Origin of the sequence: Microbacterium azadirachtae (genome assembly GCF_000956545.1) — a bacterium.
GTDB classification, from domain to species: Bacteria; Actinomycetota; Actinomycetes; order Actinomycetales; family Microbacteriaceae; genus Microbacterium; species Microbacterium azadirachtae.
Genome location: NZ_JYIT01000061.1, coordinates 17,258 through 37,364 on the forward strand (window position 1 = coordinate 17,258; position 20,107 = coordinate 37,364).

Sequence of the window (20,107 nt, forward strand, 5' to 3'; positions counted from 1 at the left end):
GACTCAGTCTCAGCGATCGGCGCCGTCGATGTCGTGACGGCGCAGTCCGTAGCGGGCCAGCGTCACGAGGCTCAGCAGCATGAGCACCGCCGGGACCACGCTGAAGATCAGCACGATCCCGGTGACGGCGCTCGTCGGCTGCGCGATCGCGGTCGCGTCGCCGGCCGTGCGCGAGACGTATCCGGTGATCGCCAGCACGACCGCGACGATCGTCGTGCCGAGCGCGAACCCGACCGTCTCGGACGCGGTCCACATCCCGGTGAAGGTGCCCGCCTGGCCCGGGCCGCTGGAGCGCTCGTCGTGCGAGATCACGTCCGGCAGCATGGCCATCGGCAGCGCCTGCATCCCCGCATAGGCGACGCCGGCGATCGCGACCGAGACGTAGATCCAGGATCCGGGAGTCCACAGGGCGAGCACGATCGAGGCCGACGCGAGGAGGAAGATCGCCGAGGCGATGCGGAACGCCCTCTCCTTGCCGATCCGGCGCGACACCCGCTCCCAGACCGGCGTCGCGATCACGGCGGGGGCGACGAGCGCGACGAACAGCAGCGTCACCGCGCTCTCGGAGCGCATCACCCAGGTCGCCACGTACTGCGCCCCGGCCAGCATCGTGCCGGTCGCGAGCGCCTGCAGCAGGTAGGTGCCCAGCAGCGCGCGGAACGGCTGCGAGCGGCGCACCGCGGCGAAACCGGCGGCGTACTGCGCGCGGATGCCGACGTGCTCGACCGCGGACGGCGTGGCAACGGCGTCGTCGGCGGTGCGCGCCGCGATGAGCATGCCCACGCCGATCACGACGCCGGCGACCACGCCCATCACGAGGTAGCCCGTCACGGGGTCGCCGGTGAGGCGGCGCAGCTCGGGCCCGCCGCCGCCGAACAGCAGGATCGTGACGGTGAGGGCGATGACTCGCCAGCTCAGCAGCCGGGTGCGTTCGTCGTAGCTCGGCGTGAGCTCGGCGGGGAGGGCGATATAGGGCACCTGGAAGAGGCTGAACGCCGAGGCTGTGGCGAGGAACGCGATCAGCACGCAGATCACCCCTGCGACCGGGCCGAAAGCCGGCGGCACGGCGAAGGTGAGGGCGAAGAACACCGGCAGGGTGAACGCGCCGATCAGCATGAACCGCTTGCGGCTGCCGGTGCGGCGCAGGCTGCGGTCCGACCAGGCTCCGATCACGGGATCGATGACGACGTCCCAGATCTTCGCGAGGGTCACGATCGTGCCGGCGAGGATCGCCGCGACACCGAGGTTGTCGGTGAGGAAGTACGCCAGCACCAGGCCGGGCAGCGTCGCGAAGCCGCCCGTGCCCAGGGATCCGGCCGCATAGCGGGCGACGGTGCGGGCAGGAAGGCGCGTGGAGGCTCGTCCGGCGCGAGCGGCGGTGCTCATGCGCGTCAGTGTATCGGCGCCCTCGACCCGGCCGACGCGCGACCGGGCGGCGTCAGATCAGCGAGAGCTCGCGCAGCTTCGCCTCGACGTCGGCGTTGGACGGCTCGACGTGGTGGGAGGCGTCGGGGTACACGACCACTGGGATGTTGGTGCGCCCGGAGATCTCCTTGGCGACGTCGGCGGCCGCCGGGTCCTCCACGAGGTCGATGTAGGTGTACTCGATGCCGAGCTCGTCGAGCTGCTTCTTGGTGCGGATGCAGTCGCGGCACCAGTCGGCGCCGAACAGGGTGATCGAGTCAGAGGCGGGGGTGGTCATGCATCCAGGGTACGGCGGATCCGAGGGGCCGGCGCGATCGGAGGGAAGGGCTCCGCACCCCCGTTCACCTGCCGTTCGCCTGGGTCGGGAAGGCTGGCTGACACCAAACGCGCAGGTTTCGCATGGTTTCACGTGGGATCATGGCGAGTCAGGCGAACGGAGGAGGGGCATGGAGGACATGTCTGCCGGGGACCCCATTCTCGGCGCCACGGTCATCATCCCGACCTTCAACGAGCGCGACAACATCGCGGCCCTCGTCTCACGCGTCTCCGGCGCGCTGGTCGATCGCGACGTCGAGATCCTCTTCGTGGACGACAGCTCCGACGACACCCCTGACGTGATCCGGCGGATCGCCGCCGGCGCGCCGGTGCCGGTGCGGCTCCTGCATCGCGACAAGCCCGTCGGCGGTCTCGGCGGTGCCGTGGTCGAAGGGATCGCCGCCGCGTCCTATGACGTCTGCATCGTGATGGACGGCGACCTGCAGCACCCGCCGGAGCTCCTGCCCGAGATGATCGACCGCTTCGAGGAGGGCGACGCCGACGTCGTGATCGCCTCCCGCTACATCGGCGGCGGCGACAACGGCGGTCTCGCCGGAGCGGTCCGTGTCGGCGTCTCGCGCGGCGCGACCCTGCTCACCAAGGCCATGTTCCCGATCCGGCTGTCCGGCGCCTCGGATCCCATGACCGGCTACTTCCTCGTCGACCGCCGGGGCATCGACCCGGAGGCCCTGCGGCCCAACGGCTTCAAGATCCTCCTGGAGATCCTGGTGCGCTCCGACGTGCGGATCGCCGAGGTGCCGATGGAGTTCGGCGAGCGGCTGCACGGGCAGTCCAAGGCGTCGTTCGTGCAGGGCATGGAGTTCCTCAAGCACCTTGCGCGCCTGCGGTTCGGCAAGATGTCGCTGTTCGCGATCATCGGCGGCGTCGGCGCGCTGGCGAACCTCGCCATCATGTGGGCGCTGACCCATCTGGGCGTCGAGTACGTCTGGGCGGCGATCATCGCGGCCGAGGTGACGATCATCGGCAACTTCATCCTGCAGGAGCGCTACGTCTTCAACGACATGCGCGGCGACGCCTCCGCCATCGGCGTGCGGTTCGCCCAGTCGTTCACGTTCAACAACGTCGAGGCGGCCGTGCGGATCCCGGTGCTCGCCCTCATGGTCGAGACCTGGCACATCTCCAGCATCCTCGCCGCCGCGATCACGCTGGTCGCCGCGTTCTTCGTGCGCTTCCTCTTCCACTCCCTCGTGGTCTACGCACCGCGGCGCTCGGTGCGCCTCGCGCGCAAGTCCGAAGAGCGCCAGCGTCTGCGCCTCGAGGCGGAGGCCGCCGCGGCGGAGTAACCGAGGACGGGCCCGCCCCGGGGTCAGCCGATGTTCTCCTTGAGTCCCTGCACCGTGTCGCCGTAGTTGATGCGGATCACGGGAAGCTCGAGCTTGTGCGTGCCGATCTTCACGTAGCCGTGCTCGATCGTGCGCGCCAGCAGGAACCCGGCCTTCGTCACGCCCTCCTCGGCGGTCGCGTTGTAGTGGCCGTACGGGTAGGCGATGACCTCCTTGGCGCCGAGCACCTTCGCCGACTCCTCCAGATCCGCGGCGACCTCGTCGGCCGACAGGTTCACCATCCGCCCCTTGCCGTTGTCGCCGGCACGGTGCATGTCGTTGGTGTGCGAGCGCTGCAGCACGTAAGGGGAGGGGGATCCGTCCTTGCGCTCGCCCGTGATGACGAACGACGTGGTGAGCAGCTTCCGCTCGGTCACGACCGGCACCGCGAGCTGCAGCCAGGTCGGATCCGCGTCGTCGTCGGTGATGATGAGGGAGTGCTGCGGCAGGAACAGCTTGCCGTCGATGAACGCGTTGAGCTCGTCCCAGGTGGGCAGGTAGAACTTCTGCGCGGCGACGTAGTCCATCTGCGCCTTGAAGTCCTCGATGTACACGTAGTTGTTGCGCAGCCAGTTGTCCTCGCCCTCGGGCTTGGTCGTGAACTGGTGGTACATCAGGATCGGGATCTTGGCCGCCGTCGCGACGTTCTGCTCCGGCGTGGTCCACGCGGCGTACAGGGTGCGCCGGTGATCCGTGCAGGCGGCCAGCTGCGAGCCGTTCACGCGGTCGGTCTGCACCTGCGACGTCGCGGTCTCCGGTGTCGGATACCAGCCGGCGAACACCGCGCCCGCGCGCTCCGGGATCGGCAGACCGGTGTACAGCACGCCCTCGGTCTGCAGCATCGGCGCCTGGGTGACGCCCTCACCCGAGAACGACACCGCGCACGCCTTGGCGGGATCCGCGGCGGTCTTGAGCAGCTGCTCGGCCGGGGTGAGCGGCGTCGAGGTCGGCGTGGGGGTGGGCGTGCCTCCGGTGCCGATCGCCGCAGCCTTGGGATCCCCGCCGGAGAAGGCGCGCACGGCGATCGTCGCGAGCACCGCGACCAGGGCGATCGCGAGGACGACGATCAGCCCGACCACGAGGCGACGACGGCGGATCACCGCGGGGGAAGGGCGCGGAGGGCGCGACGAAGTGGGGGAGGCTCCGGTCATGGTGCCGAGTGTAAGGGATCGAGGGGTCGGGATCCTGAAGCGATGACGGCGCCTCAGAGCAGCCAGCCGCGCTCCTGTGCGATGCGCGCGGCGTCGGCACGCGTGCGCGCCTCGAGCTTCTGCATCGCGGAGGAGAGGTGGTTCCTGGTCGTGCCCTCGGAGAGGTGCAGGGCGCGGGCTACATCCGAGATCGTGCCGCCGTCACGGGCTGCGGCGAGCACCTCGGTCTCGCGCGGCGTGAGCGGCGAAGGCCCGGCCGTCAGCGCGTCGGTGGCGAGGGCGGCGTCGATGACGGTCTCCCCCTTCATCACCCGGCGGACGACGTCGGCCAGCTCGGAGGCGGGCGTGTCCTTGACCACGTACCCCGCGACGCCGGCCGCCAGCGCGCGGGACAGGTATCCCGCCCGGCCGAACGTCGTCACGATCACGATCCGCACGTCGGGCAGCGCCCGGCGCAGCTGCGCGGCCGCGGTGAGCCCGTCGACGCCGGGCATCTCCACGTCGAGCAGCGCGATGTCGGGCCGATGCTGCTCGGCCGCGGGGAGGACCTCGTCGCCGCGGCCCACCTGGGCGATCACGTCGAGGTCGTCCTCGAGGCCGAGCAGGGTCGCGAGCGCACCGCGCACGAGGGCTTGATCGTCGGCGAGCAGGATGCGGATGCCTCCGGTTGACGCGGTGGTGGTCTCGGGCGTCATGCGGTGACCTCCAGGAGGAACCCGCCACGGCGGGAGCGGCCGATCGTGAGCGCGCCTCCGGCGTCGGATGCACGCTCGGCGAGCCCGTGCAGTCCGGTGCCGCCCGCGGCCTCGGGGGAGCGCGCGGCCGGGCCGATCCCGTCATCCTCGACCGTGATGCGCCCGGGGGCGAGGGTGACCCAGCAGTTCTCCGCGCCGGCGTGCCGGATCACGTTCGTGGCGGCCTCGCGCAGCGCCCAGCCGAACAGCTCGCGGTTGCGCTCGGGGACCTCATCCGTCGTGGTGGGCAGGTGCGCGGTGATCCCGGCGGCGGGCAGGAGCGTGCGCAGCGAGGCCAGCTCGCTCGCGATGCGCACCTGCCGATAGCCGGAGACGACCGCCCGCATGTCGCTGAGCGTCGCGCGGGCGAGCGTCTGCACCTCGTGGATCTCGGCCGAGGCCGCGGCGGGATCCCGCTCGGAGAGCTTGGCGGCCAGGTCGGCCTTGAGGGCGATCGCCGACAGCGAGTGGCCGAGGATGTCGTGCATGTCGCGGGCGACGCGGTTGCGCTCCTCCTCCACGGCGACCGTGGCGAGCTCCTTCTGCGTGCGCCTCAGCTGGGAGAGGGTCTGCAGGTTGCGGGTGAAGGCGGCCATGAGCGTGCCGATGGACAGGATGATGAGCGGCATCGTCCACGGCGGGGTGTTCGACGGCTGGAGCGCGCCGTCGATCAGGTTGATCACGAACGCGACTGCCGAAAGGCCGAACACGGAGAACACGGCGCGGCGGTCTCCGCCGAAGCACATCGCCGCAGAGACCGCGACGTAGGTCCAGAGTCCGGACAGGTCGGGGCCGAGCACCAGCAGGAACGGCAGCGACAGCAGCAGCAGCCCCGCCGGCGGCACCCACCGCCAGCGGTCGGGCAGGGCCATCGCGATCGGGAAGGAGACCGTGAACAGTGCGCCGTAGACGATCACCCCGAGCCCCCAGAACCAGGAGGCGGGGGCGGGCAGCTGGGTGAGCAGCGGGACGAGGATGAAGCCGACGATGAACAGCTGGCTGATGAGCGCGCCGGGGTACCACCGCTTCGCGCCCGGTGCGCCGAGCGTGAGGCGCAGCCGCGGCCACCCGGTGACGCCGTCGAGCGACGGGGCGTCGAGGAAGCCGCCCTCGCCGATCCCGATCCGCCCGAGCAGGCCGAACCGGTGCTCGCGACGAGCAGGGCGGGCGGCCGCAGCCGCCGCGCCCTGCTCGTCGCAGACGTCGTCCGTCATCTCAGACGCGCTTGGTGTCCCGGCGGAACATCAGCACCGCGAGAGCCGTGAAGACGACGAACCACACGATCAGGTTCGGCACCGCCCAGCCGTTCGGCGCGACGCCGATGATGGCCGACTGGGAGAGCTCGGCGATGCCCCACAGCGGGGTGAACTTCGCGCCGATCTGCACCGCCTCGGGCATGATCGCGAGCGGCACGAACAGGCCGCCCATGAAGCTCAGGATCGGCAGGATCGGACCCAGGTAGCGCATCGCGTTCTGCGCCGGGAAGGCGTAGCCGACGGCGAGGCCGAGGCTGGTCAGCATGAGCGAGCTCAGCCAGGCCAGCAGTCCCGCGGCGATCAGGTTCCCCAGCGGGGCGGTGATGCCGAGTGCCGCGCCGACGATCAGCGTCACCACCACGGCGATGCCGCCGAGCACCAGGCCGCAGATGACCTTGACCAGGATGTAGACCACCGGGTTCAGCGGCGTCAGCCGCAGCTGGCGGCTCCACCCCTGGGCGCGTTCGGCGGCGACGGAGACGCCGGTCATCGTGCTCGCCACCATCGCGCCGTACACGGCCATCGAGATCATGATCGGCACGGCGGCCGACAGGCCGCCCTGGCTGACCGGCACGTTCGTGATCGCCGTGTTCTTGTTCGGCAGCCCGATCATCACGAGCATCGCGATCGGGAAGATCAGCGTGAACACGACGACGCTCGAGTTGCGGAAGATGCGCTTGAGCTCGACGCCGAGGAAGGTGAGGCTGAAGCCGCCCAGGGGCGGCACGCGGCGGGTGGACGGATCGATCCGGTCCAGGCGCTCTGCAGCGGTGGTCATGGTCATTCCCCTTCCTGGTCGTCGCCCGTGAGCTGCAGGAACGCCTGCTCCAGGTTCTGGCTGGTGATGGTCACGTCGTGCGCGCTCGTGCGGGTGAGCAGGTGCCGCGCGACCGCATCGGAGTCGTTCGCGCGGATGATGATGCGGGGGCCGCGCACCTCGACCGAGTCGACGCCCGGGAGAGCGGCGATCTCGGCCTGCGCGGATCCGGACGCCTCGTCCCACTCCGCCTCGACGGTGCGGCCGGCCGCCATCGCCTTGATCTCGGCGGTGGTGCCGTCGGCGACGATCCGGCCCCTGCGGATCAGGATGATCCGGTCGGCGTACTGGTCGGCCTCCTCGAGGTAGTGCGTGGCGAAGAGCACCGTGCGGCCGCGCTGCGCGTCGGCGTGGATGGCCTGCCAGAACGAATGGCGTCCCTCGACGTCCATCCCGGTGGTCGGCTCGTCGAGCACGATGAGGCCCGGATCCGACACCAGCGCCATCGCGAAGCGCAGACGCTGCTGCTGGCCGCCGGAGCACTTCTGCACCTTGCGGTCGGCGATGTCGGCGATGCCCGCCCGCTCCAGCGCGGCGTCGATGCTCGTGGTGTGCGCGAACAGCGACGCGGTCAGCTTCATCGTGTCGCGCACAGTGACGTCGCTGAGCAGGCCGCCGGTCTGCATGACCGCGGAGACGAGACCGCGTCCGATCGCCTGCCGCGGGGTCAGCCCGAACAGCGACACCGCGCCGTCGTCGGGCTGGGAGAGCCCGAGCAGCATGTCGATCGTGGTGGTCTTGCCGGCGCCGTTGGGCCCGAGGAACGCCACCACCTCGCCCTGCGCGACCTCGATGTCCACGCCGTCCACGGCGGTGAAGCCGCGGAAGCGCTTCGTGAGACCACGCGCGGAGATCGCGGCAGGAGGGGTAGCGGAGGTGCGGGTGACGGACGGGGCCGTCCGGGTGTCGCTCATGATGTCGCCTCGTTCATGTCATCCAGTCTGCTCCGCAGCGCGCGCGGGGCACGATGAACGATGTCACGGATCCGCTATGACATCCGTCACGGATCCGCGTCCTGTCGCGGGGCGGGCCGGATCCGCGAGGCGCGCAGGCGTCAGGGCGCGAGCGCGGCGACGGCGCCGACCTCGATGAGGGCGCCGGGCACGCCGAGACCGACGACGCGGGCCGCGGTGACGAGCGGCGGAGCCCCTTTGCGCGCGAGCGTGGGCCCGACCGCGCCGTAAGCGGCGCGCAGATCCGCGTCCTGATGGATGAGCACGGTCCAGCCGACCACGTCGGCAAGCGTCGCGCCGGCCGCCGCGAGGGCCGCCTCGGCGTTCTCGAGGGCGCGGGCCGACTGCACGGCGACGTCGTCCGAGACGACCGCGCCCGTCTCGTCGACGCCGTTCTGCCCGCCGACGTGGATGAGGGTGGATCCCGGCGGGATCACCGCGACATGGCTGAAGCCCGGGCTGTTCACGAGCCCCGGCACGGAGGGGTAGGAGATGCTCATGGCGCGAGCGTAGCGAGGGGTGCCGACACCGCGGCGGGGCCGGGGGCGTGGGCGTGGGCGTGCGACGGTTGCAGGACCGTGCGACGCGTGCAGGACGGAATCGGGCGAACCGTCATGCCGGCGTCGTCGGATCCTGCAGGCGTCGCGGCAGATGCGCGATGGACGCAGGGGAGCGGGGGCGGGCCGAGGCCGCACGTCGCGATAGACTCGAGAGGCTCAACAGGAGGTTGCCCGGTGATCCTTCACTACATCGTGTTCGGAATTCTTTTCCTCGGCGGATTCGTGCTGCTGGGCATCGCTCCCGGCCTGCCCGCGTGGCAGGGCCCCGTCTTCGTCGCCGGAATCCTGGCGATCAGCCTCGCGCTCGCGTACATGATGCGTGAGCCCGGCGGCGCCACCAAGCGCTCGCGCTCCTGGGAGAACTGAGCCCGCCCGCAGGCCACGCGGTTCAGCGGGCCTGGCGTGCGCGCCACTCCTCGGCGAGCATCGCGTAGGTGAACCCGTCGATCCACCCTCTTTCGGCGTGCCAGGAATCCCGGACGCCGTGCTGCTCGCGGCGCATGCCGAGCTTCTCCATCACCCGCCACGACGCGACGTTGTCGGCGAAGCATCCGGCGGTGACCCGGTGGACCCCGAGGTCGTCGAAGGCGAGCGACAGCAGCGCGGAGGCGATCTCGGTGGCATATCCCCGCCCCGCGTGCGCCGGGTCGATCATGTAGCCGATCCCGGCTTCGGCCTTTCGCCACGGACCGTCCGGCACGTGCATCTGCCCGAGGCCGTCCGTGATCCACAGCGACGCCGTGCCGACGACCTCCTCGCCGAGGAACGCGACGACCGGATGATGATCCTCGGCCGCCTCCCGCTCGGGGCTACTCCCCGGGGAGTATGCGGGGTGCGCCCCGCGGACGGATCTGCGTCCACGGGGCCGCGCGTAGCATCGGAGGATGCCCGACCAGCCCCACGACAGCGCCCCGAGCGCGTCGACCGCGTGGTTCGGCCCCGACACCGGTCGCGTTCCGCTCGGACCGTCGCAGCGTGTGCGGCTGATCGCGCCGATGGTGCTGAGCCTGCTCGTGCAGGTGCCGGCCGGCGTCTGGACCGCGGCGCACGCGCCCGGTCACGGCCTGCACTGGCGACTCGCCCTGCACCTGGCGCTCGCGGTCGCCGGGCCGCTCGCGCTCCTCGCCGCGCGGCGTCTGCCGGGCCCGACCGTCGCGCTGGTCTCGGCGTTCGCCCTGGTCGACGTGCTGACGGCACCGGTGTACGGCCCGCCCTACGTGGCGCTCGCCTTCGCGATCGCCCTCGCGGTCGCGCGCGGCGCCGTCATCTGGGCGGCCGTCTCCGTCGCCACCGGGTGGGCGACGGCGATCCTCGTCGGCGTCGCCATCGGGCGGATCTGGCATCCGGGACTCATCGTCGCCGCCACGGTCGGCCTCGCGCTGAGCTTCGCCGTCGGCGCCTTCGTGCGCACGCGCGGTGCACGGATGGCGCAGGTGCGGGCCGACGCGCAGCGGCGCCGGCGCAGTGCGGAGGAGCGCGAGCGGGTGCGCATCGCCCGTGAGCTGCACGACGTGCTGGGGCATGCGCTGTCGCAGATGAACGTGCAGGCCAGCGTGGGGCTGCACCTGTTCGATCGGGATCCGGAGCAGGCGCGCGCCGCGCTGCAGAACGTGAAGGACACCTCCAAGCTCGCGCTGGAGGAGGTGCGCGGCGTGCTCGGCGTGCTCCGCGACGGCGAGGTGCCGCTCGTGCCGCAGGCGGAGCTCGCCGAGCTTCCCCGGCTCATCGCGGGGCTCACCACGCCGGGCCTCGAGATCGCGCTGGACGATCGCCTGCAGGGCACCGCGCCCAGCCGTGCGACGCAGTTCGCCGCCTACCGCATCGTGCAGGAGGCGCTCACCAACGCGGTGCGGCATGCGCAGGCCGGGCATGTGCGTGTCGTACTGGAGCGGCGGGACGAGCCGGATCCGGTTCTCGTCGTGACGGTGACCGACGACGGGCGCGGCTTCGCCGGGGCGGATCCGACGGTCTCCGGGCGCGGCGGCGTGCTCGGCATGCGGGAGCGTGCCGCGCTCCTCGGCGGCGGCGTCGACGTGGGCGACGGCCCCGAGGGAGGTGCGCGCGTGGTCGCGACGCTTCCGTGGGGGAGGGCCTCGTGATCCGGGTGGCGCTGGCCGACGACCAGCTGCTGGTTCGCGCGGGGTTCCGCGCCCTGCTGGACGCGGAGGACGGCATCGAGGTGGCCGTCGAGGCGGCGGGCGGGCGAGAGCTGCTGGAGGGGATCCGGCGGACGCCGGTGGACGTCGTGCTGATGGACATCCGGATGCCGGACGGGGACGGGCTGTGGGCGACCGAGCAGATCGCCGCGGATCCGGCGCTCGCGGGCGTGCACGTGGTGATCGTGACGACGTTCGAGCTCGACGAGTACGTGGTGCGGGCGGTGCGCGCGGGCGCCGCGGGCTTCCTCGTCAAGGACACCGAGCCGGCCGATCTCGTGCGCGCCGTGCGCGTCGTCGCGGCGGGCGAGGCGCTGCTCTCGCCCGGGGTCACCCGGCGTCTGCTCGAGCGGCTCACGGTGGGGCTGCGCGATGCGCCCGACCAGCGCCTGCTCGAGGGCATCACGGAGCGGGAGCGCGAGGTGCTGCGTCTGGTCGGACAGGGCCTCACGAACGACGAGATCGCGGTGCAGCTCTTCCTCAGCCCCCTCACCGCGAAGACGCACGTCTCGCGGATCATGGCGAAGCTGCACGCCAGGGATCGGGTGCACCTCGTGGTGCTCGCGTACGAGACCGGACTCGTCGCACCCGGCTGGCAGTAGGACCCGGCGTCCGTGGCGGGAACGTGATTCAGGGAGCGAAGTCTGCTCCGGGTCCAGGCTGCGGAGAGCGAACATCGCTCCTCGAACAGGACCACTACTCCCCGGGGAGCACGCGGAATCACTCCCCGGGCCGGATTCGGCGGCGGGCACGGATCGCGAGGCTGGAGGCATCGGTCGAGATGCGACCGAACCGATCCAAGGATGGTCACTCATGATCGCAACCGTCGCGGCCGTCGCCGCGCATCCCGGCCACATGGGGTTCCACCCCTTCTGGCCTGTCTTCATCATCGGCCCGCTGATGTTCCTCGTCATCGTCGGCCTGCTCGTCGCCCTCCTCGTGCGCCACCGCCGCGGGGGGTACGGACCCTGGGGCGGACCGCACGGTGCTCCGGGCGCTCCCGGAGCCCCGGCGCCGTGGGCGGCCAGACCGCAGACCAGCGGCGCGGAGCAGGTGCTCGCCGGCCGTTTCGCGAACGGCGACATCGATGAGACCGAATACCGGGCGCGGCTCGAGGTGCTCCGCGCGAACCGTCCGGAGGCCTGAGCTCGACGATCCGGGCCTGAGCCCGATCACGGTGGCCCGTCATGCCCGCGCATGGCGGGCCACCGATGCGCGCGAGAATGGAGGCATGCCCCTGCCGCCGATCCTCCTCCCCGCGCACGGAGGCGGGAGATGACGGAGGGCGCTCGCGACAGCTCGCGGACGGCGCAGATCTCGTCGGATCTGCGCCGGCGGATCGCGGAGGGCGGCTTCGCCGCCGGAACCCGGCTGCCCAGCGAGGCAGCGCTGAGCGCGGAGTACGGCACGACCCGCAGCGTGATCCGTGGGGCGCTCGCACGGCTCGCGCGGCTCTCGCTCGTGGTCTCCCGCCCACGCGGCGGCTGGATCGTGCAGGCCGCGCACCAGACGCAGGGCTTCGACCGCATGCAGTCGTTCACGGAGTGGGCGAGCGAGGGCGGCCGGGTCCCGGGAGGATCCATCACCTCCCGCACCGTGGGGCCGGCGGATGCGCGCGAGGCGCAGCTGTTCCGGATCCGGCTCGGCGAGCCCCTGCACCGCTTCGTGCGGCTGCGCACCCTCGACGACCTGCCGGTCATGATCGAGCGGTCGGTGTGGGCGCCCTGGGTCTCCGACGTCGTGGCGCTCCTGCCGGACGACGTGCGGTCGACCACGGCCGCGCTCGCCGATGCGGGGATCCGCGTCGCGTCGACGAACCACCGGATCGAGGCGGCCGCCGCCACCACCGAGGATTCCGCGCTGCTCGGCGTGCGCCGTTCCAGCCCGCTGCTGCAGGTGGGGCGCACGACCACGACGCGCGAGGGACGGCTCGTGGAGATCGGCGTGGACCGCTATCGCGCCGGGGCGATCGCGTTCGAGATCGAGGCGGGGCAGACGGTCCGCACCGCGCTCTGAGCGGGGCGCCGGGCGGAGGCGGCGGACCGGCCTCCGGGGGCGTTTCGTATCGGTCGGCTGCGCCGCCCTCGCTCAACGACCGGGGGCGCGGCGAAACAGCCCAGCGAAGCGGCCGAAACAGCCCAGCGCAGCGGCCGAAACAGCCCAGTGTGCACGCTCGGCGGCCGGATCCGGGGCTGCGGCGGCCGGGGCCACCGGCTCGTCCTCGCACGTTCACCGGCTGTTCCCCTGCCCTTGCTCTCCTCGAGGTCGGCGCCGCATCCGGGTGCCGCCCCGCCGTTTCGAGGAGCGTCCATGTCCAGCGAGCCCGTCCCCTTCACCCCGGACCCCTACGACCGGCCGCAGACCGTCCCGGACGAGGTGCTGCGCAGCGGCATGACCCGTCGTGGCATGCTGCGCGCGCTCGGCCTGCTCGGCGGTGCGGCCGCCGTGGGCGCGGGCCTGGGCGCAGGGGTCTCGGCTTCGTCCGCCGCGGCCGCTACCGCTCGCGGCGGAGCGCAGGCCGCGGGCACGTCTCGCGCCTACGCGCTGCCGGAGGGTTTCTCGGGCGACATCACCGACATCAAGCACGTCGTGATCCTCATGCAGGAGAACCGCTCCTTCGACCACTACTACGGAGCCCTCCCCGGAGTGCGCGGCTTCGACGACAAGCAGGCGCTGCGCTTCCCCAACGGCACCGACGTGTTCTCCCAGCCGCAGGGCTCGTCCTTCGTCAAGCCGAGCCGGGTGACCACGGTCGCCGGGACGACCACGGGGCTCGACCACTCGTACTCGGGCGGCACCTCGGCCTGGGCCGGCGGCCGCTACAACAACTGGGTCGGCGCGAAGGGCGCCAACACCATGCACTACGTCTCCGGCGAGGAGATCCCTTGGCAGTACTCGCTGGCGAGCGCCTACACGATCTGCGACAACTGGCACTGCTCGGTGATGGGGCCCACCACGCCGAACCGCCTGTACGCGTGGACCGGCACCTCGGGCGGCGTCGTCGACAACGGCGGCGAGTCCAACGGCACCCGCGCGTGGCAGACCTACCCCGAGGCGCTGCAGGCCGCGGGAGTCTCGTGGCGCATCTACGTCGACAACACGAACAACGGATCCAGCTGGGTGGGCGACTACACCGACAACCCGATCCGCGGGTTCTCGGCGTTCACCACCTCCGGTTCGACGGCGACCGACCTCGCGAACCGCGGCGATGCGGCCAAGAACGCCCCCGGCACGGGCCTCGTCTGGCGCGCGGGCTCCGCGCCCTATGCGTCGACCGGCGTCGTCAACAACGACAGCGACGCGAACCTGAACGGCGTGCTGAAGGACTTTATCGCGGCATGCAAGCCCGGCGCTCAGTACCCGCTCCCGCAGGTGTCGTGGATCGTCGCCCCCTACAGCTGGTCGGAGCATCCCTCCGCCAACCCCGAGCACGGCGCGCACTTCTCGAACCGGGTGATCCAGACCCTGCAGTCCAACCCGGACATCTGGAAGAGCACGCTGCTCATCATGACGTTCGACGAGAACGACGGCTACTTCGATCACGTGCTGCCGCCGTTCGCCGAGCCGGGGACGCCGGGCGAGTACAACGGATCCACCCCGATCGGATACGGCGCACGCATCCCGACGATCCTCGTCTCGCCCTGGACGCGCGGTGGCTGGGTCGGCACCGAGACCTTCGACCACACGTCGCTGATCCGGTTCCTGGAGACCTGGACCACGGCGATCGGCACCCCGGCGCTGTCGACCACGATCACCGCATGGCGGCGCGGGATCAGCGGCGACCTCACGAGCGCAATGGACTTCGCGCACCCCGTGATCGACATCCCCTCGCTGCCCGACACCGACGCACTGGTGCAGATCGCCAGGGCGGGCGGCACGATCGGCACCCAGGTGCCCCCGGCGGACAAGTGGTCGAGCACGCCGCTCAAGCACCGCCCCCTGTCGTACCACCCGCACGGGGTGTTCGTGGAGGACCGTAAGACGGGGAAGGTCAGCGTGCAGCTGAGCCTCGTCGGCGGCCCCTCGGGCAAGGCGGTGAGCCTGCAGGCGTTCCCCGACAGGTACCTGCCGTTCGCCAACACGCCCTACACGGTCTCGGCGGCGAAGCCGGCGGCGCACGTGTGGGATGCGACCGCGCAGGACGGCCGGTACGCGTTCTCGGTGTACGGGCCCGACGGATTCGTGCGCTCGCACGCCGGCACGGTGGTCCCGGCGGGCCAGAACGGGGCGGGAGTCCCCCGGGCCGAGGTCGACCTGGTCGCCGGTGAGAACCCGACCGTCGAGATCTCCCTGCACAACGACGGCCGCCAGCGGGTGCACTTCGAGCTCGTGCCCAACGACCACGCCGGCACGGCGCAGCGCGTCTGGGTGAAGCCGGGCGGGACCGAGAAGGTCACCTGGCCCACCGACGAGGGCTACTACGACGTGGTCATCACCGCCGACACCGGCGCTGGCTGGCGGCACCGCTACGCCGGCCGCGTCGCGCAGCTCCCCGCCTGACGGCCGCCGCCCGAGCGCCGTCCTCGCCGCCCCCGATCCGATGGAGACCCGCATGCCCCTCCCGCGCCGGCCCCTGCGCCGCTTCGTCCTCGCCGCCCTCGCCGGGGCCGCACTCGTCGTCTCGACGCTCGCCGCGTCTCCGGCCGCGGTCGCGGATCCGGTCCCCTCTCCCTCGTCGACCGCCGCGCCCTCGCCGACCCCGACGCCGGATCCCGCGCCGTCCGCCTCGCCGACACCGGATCCCGCCCCGGCGCCCACCTCGGCCCCCTCGCCGACGACGCCCGCGGCGCCTCCGGCACCGGCTCCGCGCGCCGCCGTGCCGGGCGCCATCGCGCCGGTCGCGGCGTACACGTTCGACGCCGACGCCGGATCCACGGTGAAGGACGTCTCCGGCAACGGCAACGACGCGACGTGGATCGGGTCCCCGGGGTATCGCCCCGGCGTCTCGGGGTCGGCGGCGACGATCGGGCTCGGCGCGAACTACGTGAAGCTGCCGCTGGTGGCGGGCAAGACCGACGGATCGGGGAGCTTCTCCTACGAGTTCTGGATGTCCGAGCAGAACCGCACCTCGTACGGCACGCTCATGAGCAACCAGGACTTCGCGTCCTGCAACAACGCGGGGCTGACGCTCTACAACCAGACCACGCAGGGCGTGCTGCAGGCCTGCTGGGGCACGACGGCGGGCGGCACGAAGCGCTACCTCAACGGCGCGTCGCCGAACATCGCCGGATCCTGGCATCACGTCGCCGTCACGGTCGACCGCACCGCGAACGTCATCATCGTCTACACCGACGGCGTCGAGACCAAGCGCTCGGCCGCCGGCGAGGTGACGGCGTCGACGAACCTGAAGAGCGGCTACGCGTTCAACATCGGCGGATTCAGCGGCAGCGAGAACGACGTCAGCGACGGCTACGTCAACGCCGCGATCGACGACCTCCGCTTCTACAGCGCGGTGCTGCCGCCGGCGCAGATCGCCGACGACTACGCGGCGCTCAAACCCGACACCGGCACCTACACGGTCGCGTTCGACGGCAACGGCGCGACCTCGGGGACGATGGCGACGCAGACGCTCACGATCGGCAGCACCTCGGCCCTCCCCGCCAACGCCTTCGTGCGACCCGGGGACCAGTTCCAGGGGTGGGCCCTGAGCCCGCGCGGCCAGGTCGTCTACACCGACGGGCAGTCGGTCGCCGATCTCACCGTCCGCGCCGGCACCACGGTGACCCTCTCCGCGATCTGGAGCCGGCTGCGGGCGCCCGGCGACACGGTCGCGCCGTTCGCCTCCTACGACTTCGAGACCTCCGACGGCGCCACGATCGCCGACTCGTCGGGGCGCGGCAACGACGCGACCTGGTCGGGGACGCCGTCGTACGTCGCCGGCACGACAGGCAAGGCCGCGTACGTCAATGCACCGGACGGCAGCACGCGGGGTGTGAACTTCTTCTCCCTGCCGCTCGTCCCCGGCCGCACCGACGGATCCGGCAGCTTCTCGTACGTGTTCTGGCTCAAGGAGAAGTCGTCGAGCTCCGACTCGCCGATCGTCTCGAACCAGGACTTCCGGCACTGCTACAACCGCGGATCCACGCTGTACAACACGGCGGGCAGCCCAGGCATCCTGCGCGGATGCTTCGGGCAGAACGGCACCTCGACGACGCAGAACTACCTCGCCGGGGCGAGCCGCACCTCGGTGATCGGCGCCTGGCATCACGTCGCGGTGGTCGTGGATCGCTCTGCAGGCACGATGACCACGTTCGTCGACGGGGAGCAGACCGCGCAGAGCACGAGCCTCGGCTCGGGGTTCTCGCTCGTCAGCGGATACCCGTTCCGCGTGGGCGCCGAAGGATCGCTGCTCGACGACGGCGACGGCTTCGTGAACGCCGCGATCGACACCTTCGACTTCTACGACCGCGCGATCTCGGCGGCGCAGATCCAGAACGACTACACGGCGACGCACTCCGGCGACGTCGTGACGGACGGATCCACGCTCGCCCCCGGCTTCGTCTCCGGCGTGCTGCGCGCCCCGGCCGTGCGTGCAGGGGGACAGGTGTCGCAGACCGTCGCCGGCCTCTGGAACGGCGGGACCGTGACCTCGTTCACGAAGGTCGAGGGCGACGACTGGCTGAGCGTGGACGATCACGGCGTCGTCTCCGGCACCGCGCCCGCGCAGGCCCCGGCCGATCCCGGCTTCCTCGTCGTCGAGGCCACGGACGGCACGACCACGGCGCGGATCGAGGTGGAGGTCCCCGTGATCGCGGCCGACGCGGCCACGCCCTTCGACGCGGTGACCTGGAACCTCTGGGACGCCGGAGGGCATGTCAACGACGCCGCACTGAAGAACCTCGCCGTGATCGCCGAGAACGGATTCGACGTGATCGGCGTGCAGCAGGACGGCGGCACGGCCGCCACCGCTCTCGCCAAGGCCCTGGGATGGAACGCGCTCGAAGGGCCGGGTGGCGTCGGGCTCCTCTCGCCGCATCCGCTCACCGCGCGCACGGTCGTCGGCGAGCAACCGGGTCTCGGAGCGACGGTCGACGTGCTGGGCCGCCCGGTGCGGGTGTGGGCCATGGGGCTGGACCGCACCGGCTACGGTCCCGAGGCCGCGTGCCTGTCCGGTGTCACCGACCCCGCCGCGCTCGTCGCCTCCGAGCGGGGGAACACCCGCTACGCGCAGGTCGACGCGCTCGCGTCGGCGATCTCGGGCGAGACGTCCGGCGCGACCCCCGTGGTGGTCCTCTCGGATCTCGAGTCCCCCTCCGGAGCGGACTGGACCGCGGCGACCGCGGATGCGCACTGCGGGGTCGGCGCCGTGGACTGGCCCGTGCCCGCGCGCCTGCGCCAGGCCGGCCTCGCGGACGCGTACCGCACCGCGAACCCCGATCCCGTGGCCGACCCGGGCGACACGTGGTCGCCGCTGGTCCTCAAGACGCCGGCCGGCGCCGACGAGCCGCAGGACCGCATCGATGCCGTGCACTACGCCGGATCCTCGCTGCAGGTGCTCGGCGCGAACACGGTCGTCGCCGGCTGGCCGTCGCCGACCGCGGTGCTGCGCAACGCCTGGGCGAGCAATCATCGCGCCGTGGTGGCGTCGTTCTCGATCGGCAAGGCCGCTCCGGATCCGTCGTCGCTGCCCGCCGTCGTGGCGAGCGCCGACGGCCGCACGGTGACCCTGCACACCGTCCCCGCGGGGGCGGCCGGCATCGAGTACCGCGTCGGCGGGGGCGCCTGGCAGCCATACGCCGCGCCCTTCGCGGTGCCCGGCACCGCGGCCGCGCTCGTCGAGTACCGTGCCACCGACCAGGGCGTGAGCGGGCCGATCTCGAGCCTGGTCCTCGCGGCCGGCGGTGCGGAGGCGGTGCAGGATCTGCAGCCTCTCGGATCCGCCAAGACCGTGCTGCGCGGCGAGGCCATCACGGGTCTCGGCGCGCGCGTGACCGACGCGTCCGGCAACGGCGTCGCCGGCGTCGACGTGGTGTTCACGATCGCCGGCGGGGTCTTCGCCGGGGGAGCGACCACGGCGACCGTCGCGAGCAACGCCGCGGGCATCGCGGTCGCGCCCGGTGCGACGGCGGCGACGGCCGGCGCGGTGACGATCACCGCGGCCGTCCGCGACCGCACCGCGACCCTGCCGCCGATCACGGTCGTCGACGCCGCCACGACGCTGACCGCCGACGTGCAGGTCACCCCGTCCGTGGTCTCCGGCAAGGTCGTGCTCTCGGTCACGGTGAAGAACACCGGATCCGCCGCCGCCGACGTGAAGATCGCCACCAAGTACGGCACGCGCTCGTTCCCGGCGGTCGCGCCGGGGGCCACGGCGTCCGCAGCGGTCAGCACGTTCCTGACGGCGATCCCCGCGGGAACCGTGACCGTCACGCTGACGAACGGATCCGGCATGGCGACCATCCCGACCCCGTATCCGGCCACGCGATGAGCGCCGGCACCGGATCCCCTCCGCGGCCCACCCGACGCCGCGCACACACCCACGCAGGAGGCAGGACCATGACCACCCGGAACTCGACGACGGATCGCGGCGGAGCCGTCGCAGGCGACCGCGGCTGGACGCGACGGCGCGCGCTCGCCGCAGGCGCCTGGTCGGTGCCGGTGGTCGCGGCGGCCGTCGCCCTGCCGCAGGCCGCGGCGTCCGCACCGATCGTCGTCGACCTCGTCGGCGCCGTCGACGACGCGCAGACCTATCCGTTCTCCGCCGCCGGGGACACCGCGCCCCTGATCTTCCAGGTCTCGGGGAGCGGGCCGATCCCCGCCGACGGCACCGCAGAGCTGGTGAACGCCGCCGCGATCGCCTCGTGGGACGAGTCCGTCCTCCTGCAGGGTGCGACGGCCTCGGCGACGATCGACCCCGACGGGACCCTGATCCTGCCGATCGTGGCGCTCGCCGCCGGCACCTTCCCGGTCGTGGTGCACGTGGGGCCGGTGAGCCGCACCTTCGTGATCACGCTGGTGCAGGCGTGACCCGCACCGCACGGCGCGGCACCGCGGCGCTCGCGGTCGCGCTCGTCGCGCTCGCCGCGGGGCTGCGCAGCGGCTGCACCGCGGGGGCGCCCGGTGGGGCGGGGCCGTCGCCGTCGTCGTCCGCGGCGCAGCGCGGGCCCGCGATCCGCGTGGTCTCGCCGGAGGGCGGGGTGCGCGCCGGCGACGAGGTGCGCCTCGTCGTCCGCGCCACCGACGACGGGGCGCCGCTCGCGGGGCGGGACGCGACGTTCGAGGTGGTCTCGGGACCGGCGGAGTACCCGGGCGGATTCGAGACCTCCACCACCGACGCGGACGGGGTGGCGAGCTCTCTGGGCCTGCGCGCGGAGGGGACAGGCCGGGTCACGATCCGGGTCGCGGTGGGCGCGATCCGCAGCGACGTCACGATCGATGTAGGGCGGCCCTGACCTCG

The 20,107-nt window shown here is 72.2% G+C and carries 19 protein-coding genes; 10 read left to right on the forward strand and 9 right to left on the reverse strand.

All coding sequences use genetic code 11. From position 1 onward, the window contains the following. Positions 1-9: 9 nt before the first annotated feature. Complete coding sequence (locus tag RL72_RS04170; RefSeq protein WP_045249561.1) at positions 10-1,386, reverse strand: MFS transporter; 1,377 nt, start codon at positions 1,384-1,386, stop codon at positions 10-12. A gap of 52 nt (positions 1,387-1,438) precedes the next feature. Next, entirely contained in the window at positions 1,439-1,702 is a 264-nt protein-coding gene (locus RL72_RS04175; protein WP_045249562.1) for a glutaredoxin family protein, read from the reverse strand. A 169-nt stretch (positions 1,703-1,871) separates the two neighbouring features. Between RL72_RS04175 and RL72_RS04180 the strand changes: the two genes are divergently transcribed. Next, a complete protein-coding gene (locus tag RL72_RS04180) occupies positions 1,872-3,044 on the forward strand; it encodes a glycosyltransferase (protein ID WP_428838618.1) in 1,173 nt (390 codons plus the stop codon). Between the two features lie 23 nt (positions 3,045-3,067). On the opposite strand, the gene RL72_RS04185 is transcribed toward RL72_RS04180, so the two are convergent. From RL72_RS04185 to RL72_RS04210, 6 genes are all read right to left on the reverse strand, one after another. Then, entirely contained in the window at positions 3,068-4,234 is a 1,167-nt protein-coding gene (locus RL72_RS04185; protein ID WP_082072051.1) for a polysaccharide deacetylase family protein, read from the reverse strand. Positions 4,235-4,287: 53 nt separating this feature from the next. Beyond that, a complete protein-coding gene (locus tag RL72_RS04190) occupies positions 4,288-4,929 on the reverse strand; it encodes a response regulator transcription factor (protein WP_045249563.1) in 642 nt (213 codons plus the stop codon). Beyond that, on the reverse strand, positions 4,926-6,182 hold the full coding sequence (locus RL72_RS04195) for a sensor histidine kinase (RefSeq protein ID WP_052674175.1): 1,257 nt from the start codon (positions 6,180-6,182) through the stop codon (positions 4,926-4,928). The genes RL72_RS04190 and RL72_RS04195 overlap by 4 nt, the downstream gene beginning before the upstream one ends. Before the next feature lies 1 nt (position 6,183). Further along, positions 6,184-7,002, reverse strand: a complete 819-nt coding sequence (locus RL72_RS04200) for an ABC transporter permease (protein WP_045249564.1) — start codon at positions 7,000-7,002, stop codon at positions 6,184-6,186. A gap of 2 nt (positions 7,003-7,004) precedes the next feature. Next, positions 7,005-7,955: an ABC transporter ATP-binding protein gene (locus tag RL72_RS04205; protein WP_045249565.1), complete on the reverse strand. Its 951-nt coding sequence runs from the start codon at positions 7,953-7,955 to the stop codon at positions 7,005-7,007. Between the two features lie 140 nt (positions 7,956-8,095). Beyond that, positions 8,096-8,494 carry a RidA family protein gene (locus tag RL72_RS04210; RefSeq protein ID WP_045249566.1) on the reverse strand — a complete coding sequence of 133 codons (399 nt, stop codon included), beginning with the start codon at positions 8,492-8,494 and terminating at the stop codon, positions 8,096-8,098. Positions 8,495-8,728: 234 nt separating this feature from the next. On the opposite strand from RL72_RS04210, the gene RL72_RS04215 reads away from it, so the two are divergent. Next, positions 8,729-8,920: a hypothetical protein gene (locus RL72_RS04215; protein ID WP_045249567.1), complete on the forward strand. Its 192-nt coding sequence runs from the start codon at positions 8,729-8,731 to the stop codon at positions 8,918-8,920. Between the two features lie 22 nt (positions 8,921-8,942). Here RL72_RS04215 and RL72_RS04220 read toward each other — a convergent pair whose 3' ends face one another. Next, positions 8,943-9,500 (reverse strand): GNAT family N-acetyltransferase, encoded by a 558-nt coding sequence (locus RL72_RS04220; RefSeq protein ID WP_052674176.1) that lies wholly within the window; start codon positions 9,498-9,500, stop codon positions 8,943-8,945. On the opposite strand from RL72_RS04220, the gene RL72_RS04225 reads away from it, so the two are divergent. From RL72_RS04225 to RL72_RS04260, 8 genes are all read left to right on the forward strand, one after another. Next, positions 9,439-10,653, forward strand: coding sequence for a sensor histidine kinase (locus tag RL72_RS04225; protein ID WP_082072053.1), 1,215 nt, complete (start codon positions 9,439-9,441; stop codon positions 10,651-10,653). The two genes, RL72_RS04220 and RL72_RS04225, sit on opposite strands and share 62 nt — an antisense overlap. Next, positions 10,650-11,312, forward strand: coding sequence for a response regulator transcription factor (locus tag RL72_RS04230; RefSeq protein WP_045249596.1), 663 nt, complete (start codon positions 10,650-10,652; stop codon positions 11,310-11,312). Before RL72_RS04225 ends, RL72_RS04230 begins: the two co-directional genes overlap by 4 nt. A gap of 211 nt (positions 11,313-11,523) precedes the next feature. Beyond that, positions 11,524-11,856, forward strand: coding sequence for an SHOCT domain-containing protein (locus RL72_RS04235; RefSeq protein WP_045249569.1), 333 nt, complete (start codon positions 11,524-11,526; stop codon positions 11,854-11,856). Between the two features lie 129 nt (positions 11,857-11,985). After that, positions 11,986-12,726 (forward strand): GntR family transcriptional regulator, encoded by a 741-nt coding sequence (locus RL72_RS04240; protein ID WP_045249570.1) that lies wholly within the window; start codon positions 11,986-11,988, stop codon positions 12,724-12,726. A 294-nt stretch (positions 12,727-13,020) separates the two neighbouring features. After that, the gene (locus RL72_RS04245) at positions 13,021-15,210 is read left to right on the forward strand and encodes an alkaline phosphatase family protein (RefSeq protein ID WP_082072057.1); all 2,190 of its coding nucleotides are present in this window, start codon (positions 13,021-13,023) and stop codon (positions 15,208-15,210) included. 52 nt (positions 15,211-15,262) lie between these two features. Then, the gene (locus RL72_RS19055; protein ID WP_052674177.1) at positions 15,263-19,138 is read left to right on the forward strand and encodes a LamG domain-containing protein; all 3,876 of its coding nucleotides are present in this window, start codon (positions 15,263-15,265) and stop codon (positions 19,136-19,138) included. Positions 19,139-19,206: 68 nt separating this feature from the next. After that, positions 19,207-19,677, forward strand: a complete 471-nt coding sequence (locus tag RL72_RS04255) for a hypothetical protein (RefSeq protein WP_045249571.1) — start codon at positions 19,207-19,209, stop codon at positions 19,675-19,677. Then, positions 19,674-20,102: a hypothetical protein gene (locus tag RL72_RS04260; protein WP_045249572.1), complete on the forward strand. Its 429-nt coding sequence runs from the start codon at positions 19,674-19,676 to the stop codon at positions 20,100-20,102. The genes RL72_RS04255 and RL72_RS04260 overlap by 4 nt, the downstream gene beginning before the upstream one ends. Positions 20,103-20,107: the final 5 nt, after the last annotated feature.

Coding starts and splice junctions, on each gene's coding strand:
- RL72_RS19055 (WP_052674177.1), top strand. CDS start 15,263: ATGCCCCTCCCGCGCCGGCCCCTGCGCCGCTTCGTCCTCGCCGCCCTC.
- RL72_RS04235 (WP_045249569.1), top strand. CDS start 11,524: ATGATCGCAACCGTCGCGGCCGTCGCCGCGCATCCCGGCCACATGGGG.
- RL72_RS04200 (WP_045249564.1), bottom strand. CDS start 7,002: ATGACCACCGCTGCAGAGCGCCTGGACCGGATCGATCCGTCCACCCGC.
- RL72_RS04185 (WP_082072051.1), bottom strand. CDS start 4,234: ATGACCGGAGCCTCCCCCACTTCGTCGCGCCCTCCGCGCCCTTCCCCC.
- RL72_RS04255 (WP_045249571.1), top strand. CDS start 19,207: ATGACCACCCGGAACTCGACGACGGATCGCGGCGGAGCCGTCGCAGGC.
- RL72_RS04240 (WP_045249570.1), top strand. CDS start 11,986: ATGACGGAGGGCGCTCGCGACAGCTCGCGGACGGCGCAGATCTCGTCG.
- RL72_RS04190 (WP_045249563.1), bottom strand. CDS start 4,929: ATGACGCCCGAGACCACCACCGCGTCAACCGGAGGCATCCGCATCCTG.
- RL72_RS04225 (WP_082072053.1), top strand. CDS start 9,439: ATGCCCGACCAGCCCCACGACAGCGCCCCGAGCGCGTCGACCGCGTGG.
- RL72_RS04175 (WP_045249562.1), bottom strand. CDS start 1,702: ATGACCACCCCCGCCTCTGACTCGATCACCCTGTTCGGCGCCGACTGG.
- RL72_RS04245 (WP_082072057.1), top strand. CDS start 13,021: ATGTCCAGCGAGCCCGTCCCCTTCACCCCGGACCCCTACGACCGGCCG.
- RL72_RS04180 (WP_428838618.1), top strand. CDS start 1,872: ATGGAGGACATGTCTGCCGGGGACCCCATTCTCGGCGCCACGGTCATC.
- RL72_RS04195 (WP_052674175.1), bottom strand. CDS start 6,182: ATGACGGACGACGTCTGCGACGAGCAGGGCGCGGCGGCTGCGGCCGCC.
- RL72_RS04170 (WP_045249561.1), bottom strand. CDS start 1,386: ATGAGCACCGCCGCTCGCGCCGGACGAGCCTCCACGCGCCTTCCTGCC.
- RL72_RS04210 (WP_045249566.1), bottom strand. CDS start 8,494: ATGAGCATCTCCTACCCCTCCGTGCCGGGGCTCGTGAACAGCCCGGGC.
- RL72_RS04205 (WP_045249565.1), bottom strand. CDS start 7,955: ATGAGCGACACCCGGACGGCCCCGTCCGTCACCCGCACCTCCGCTACC.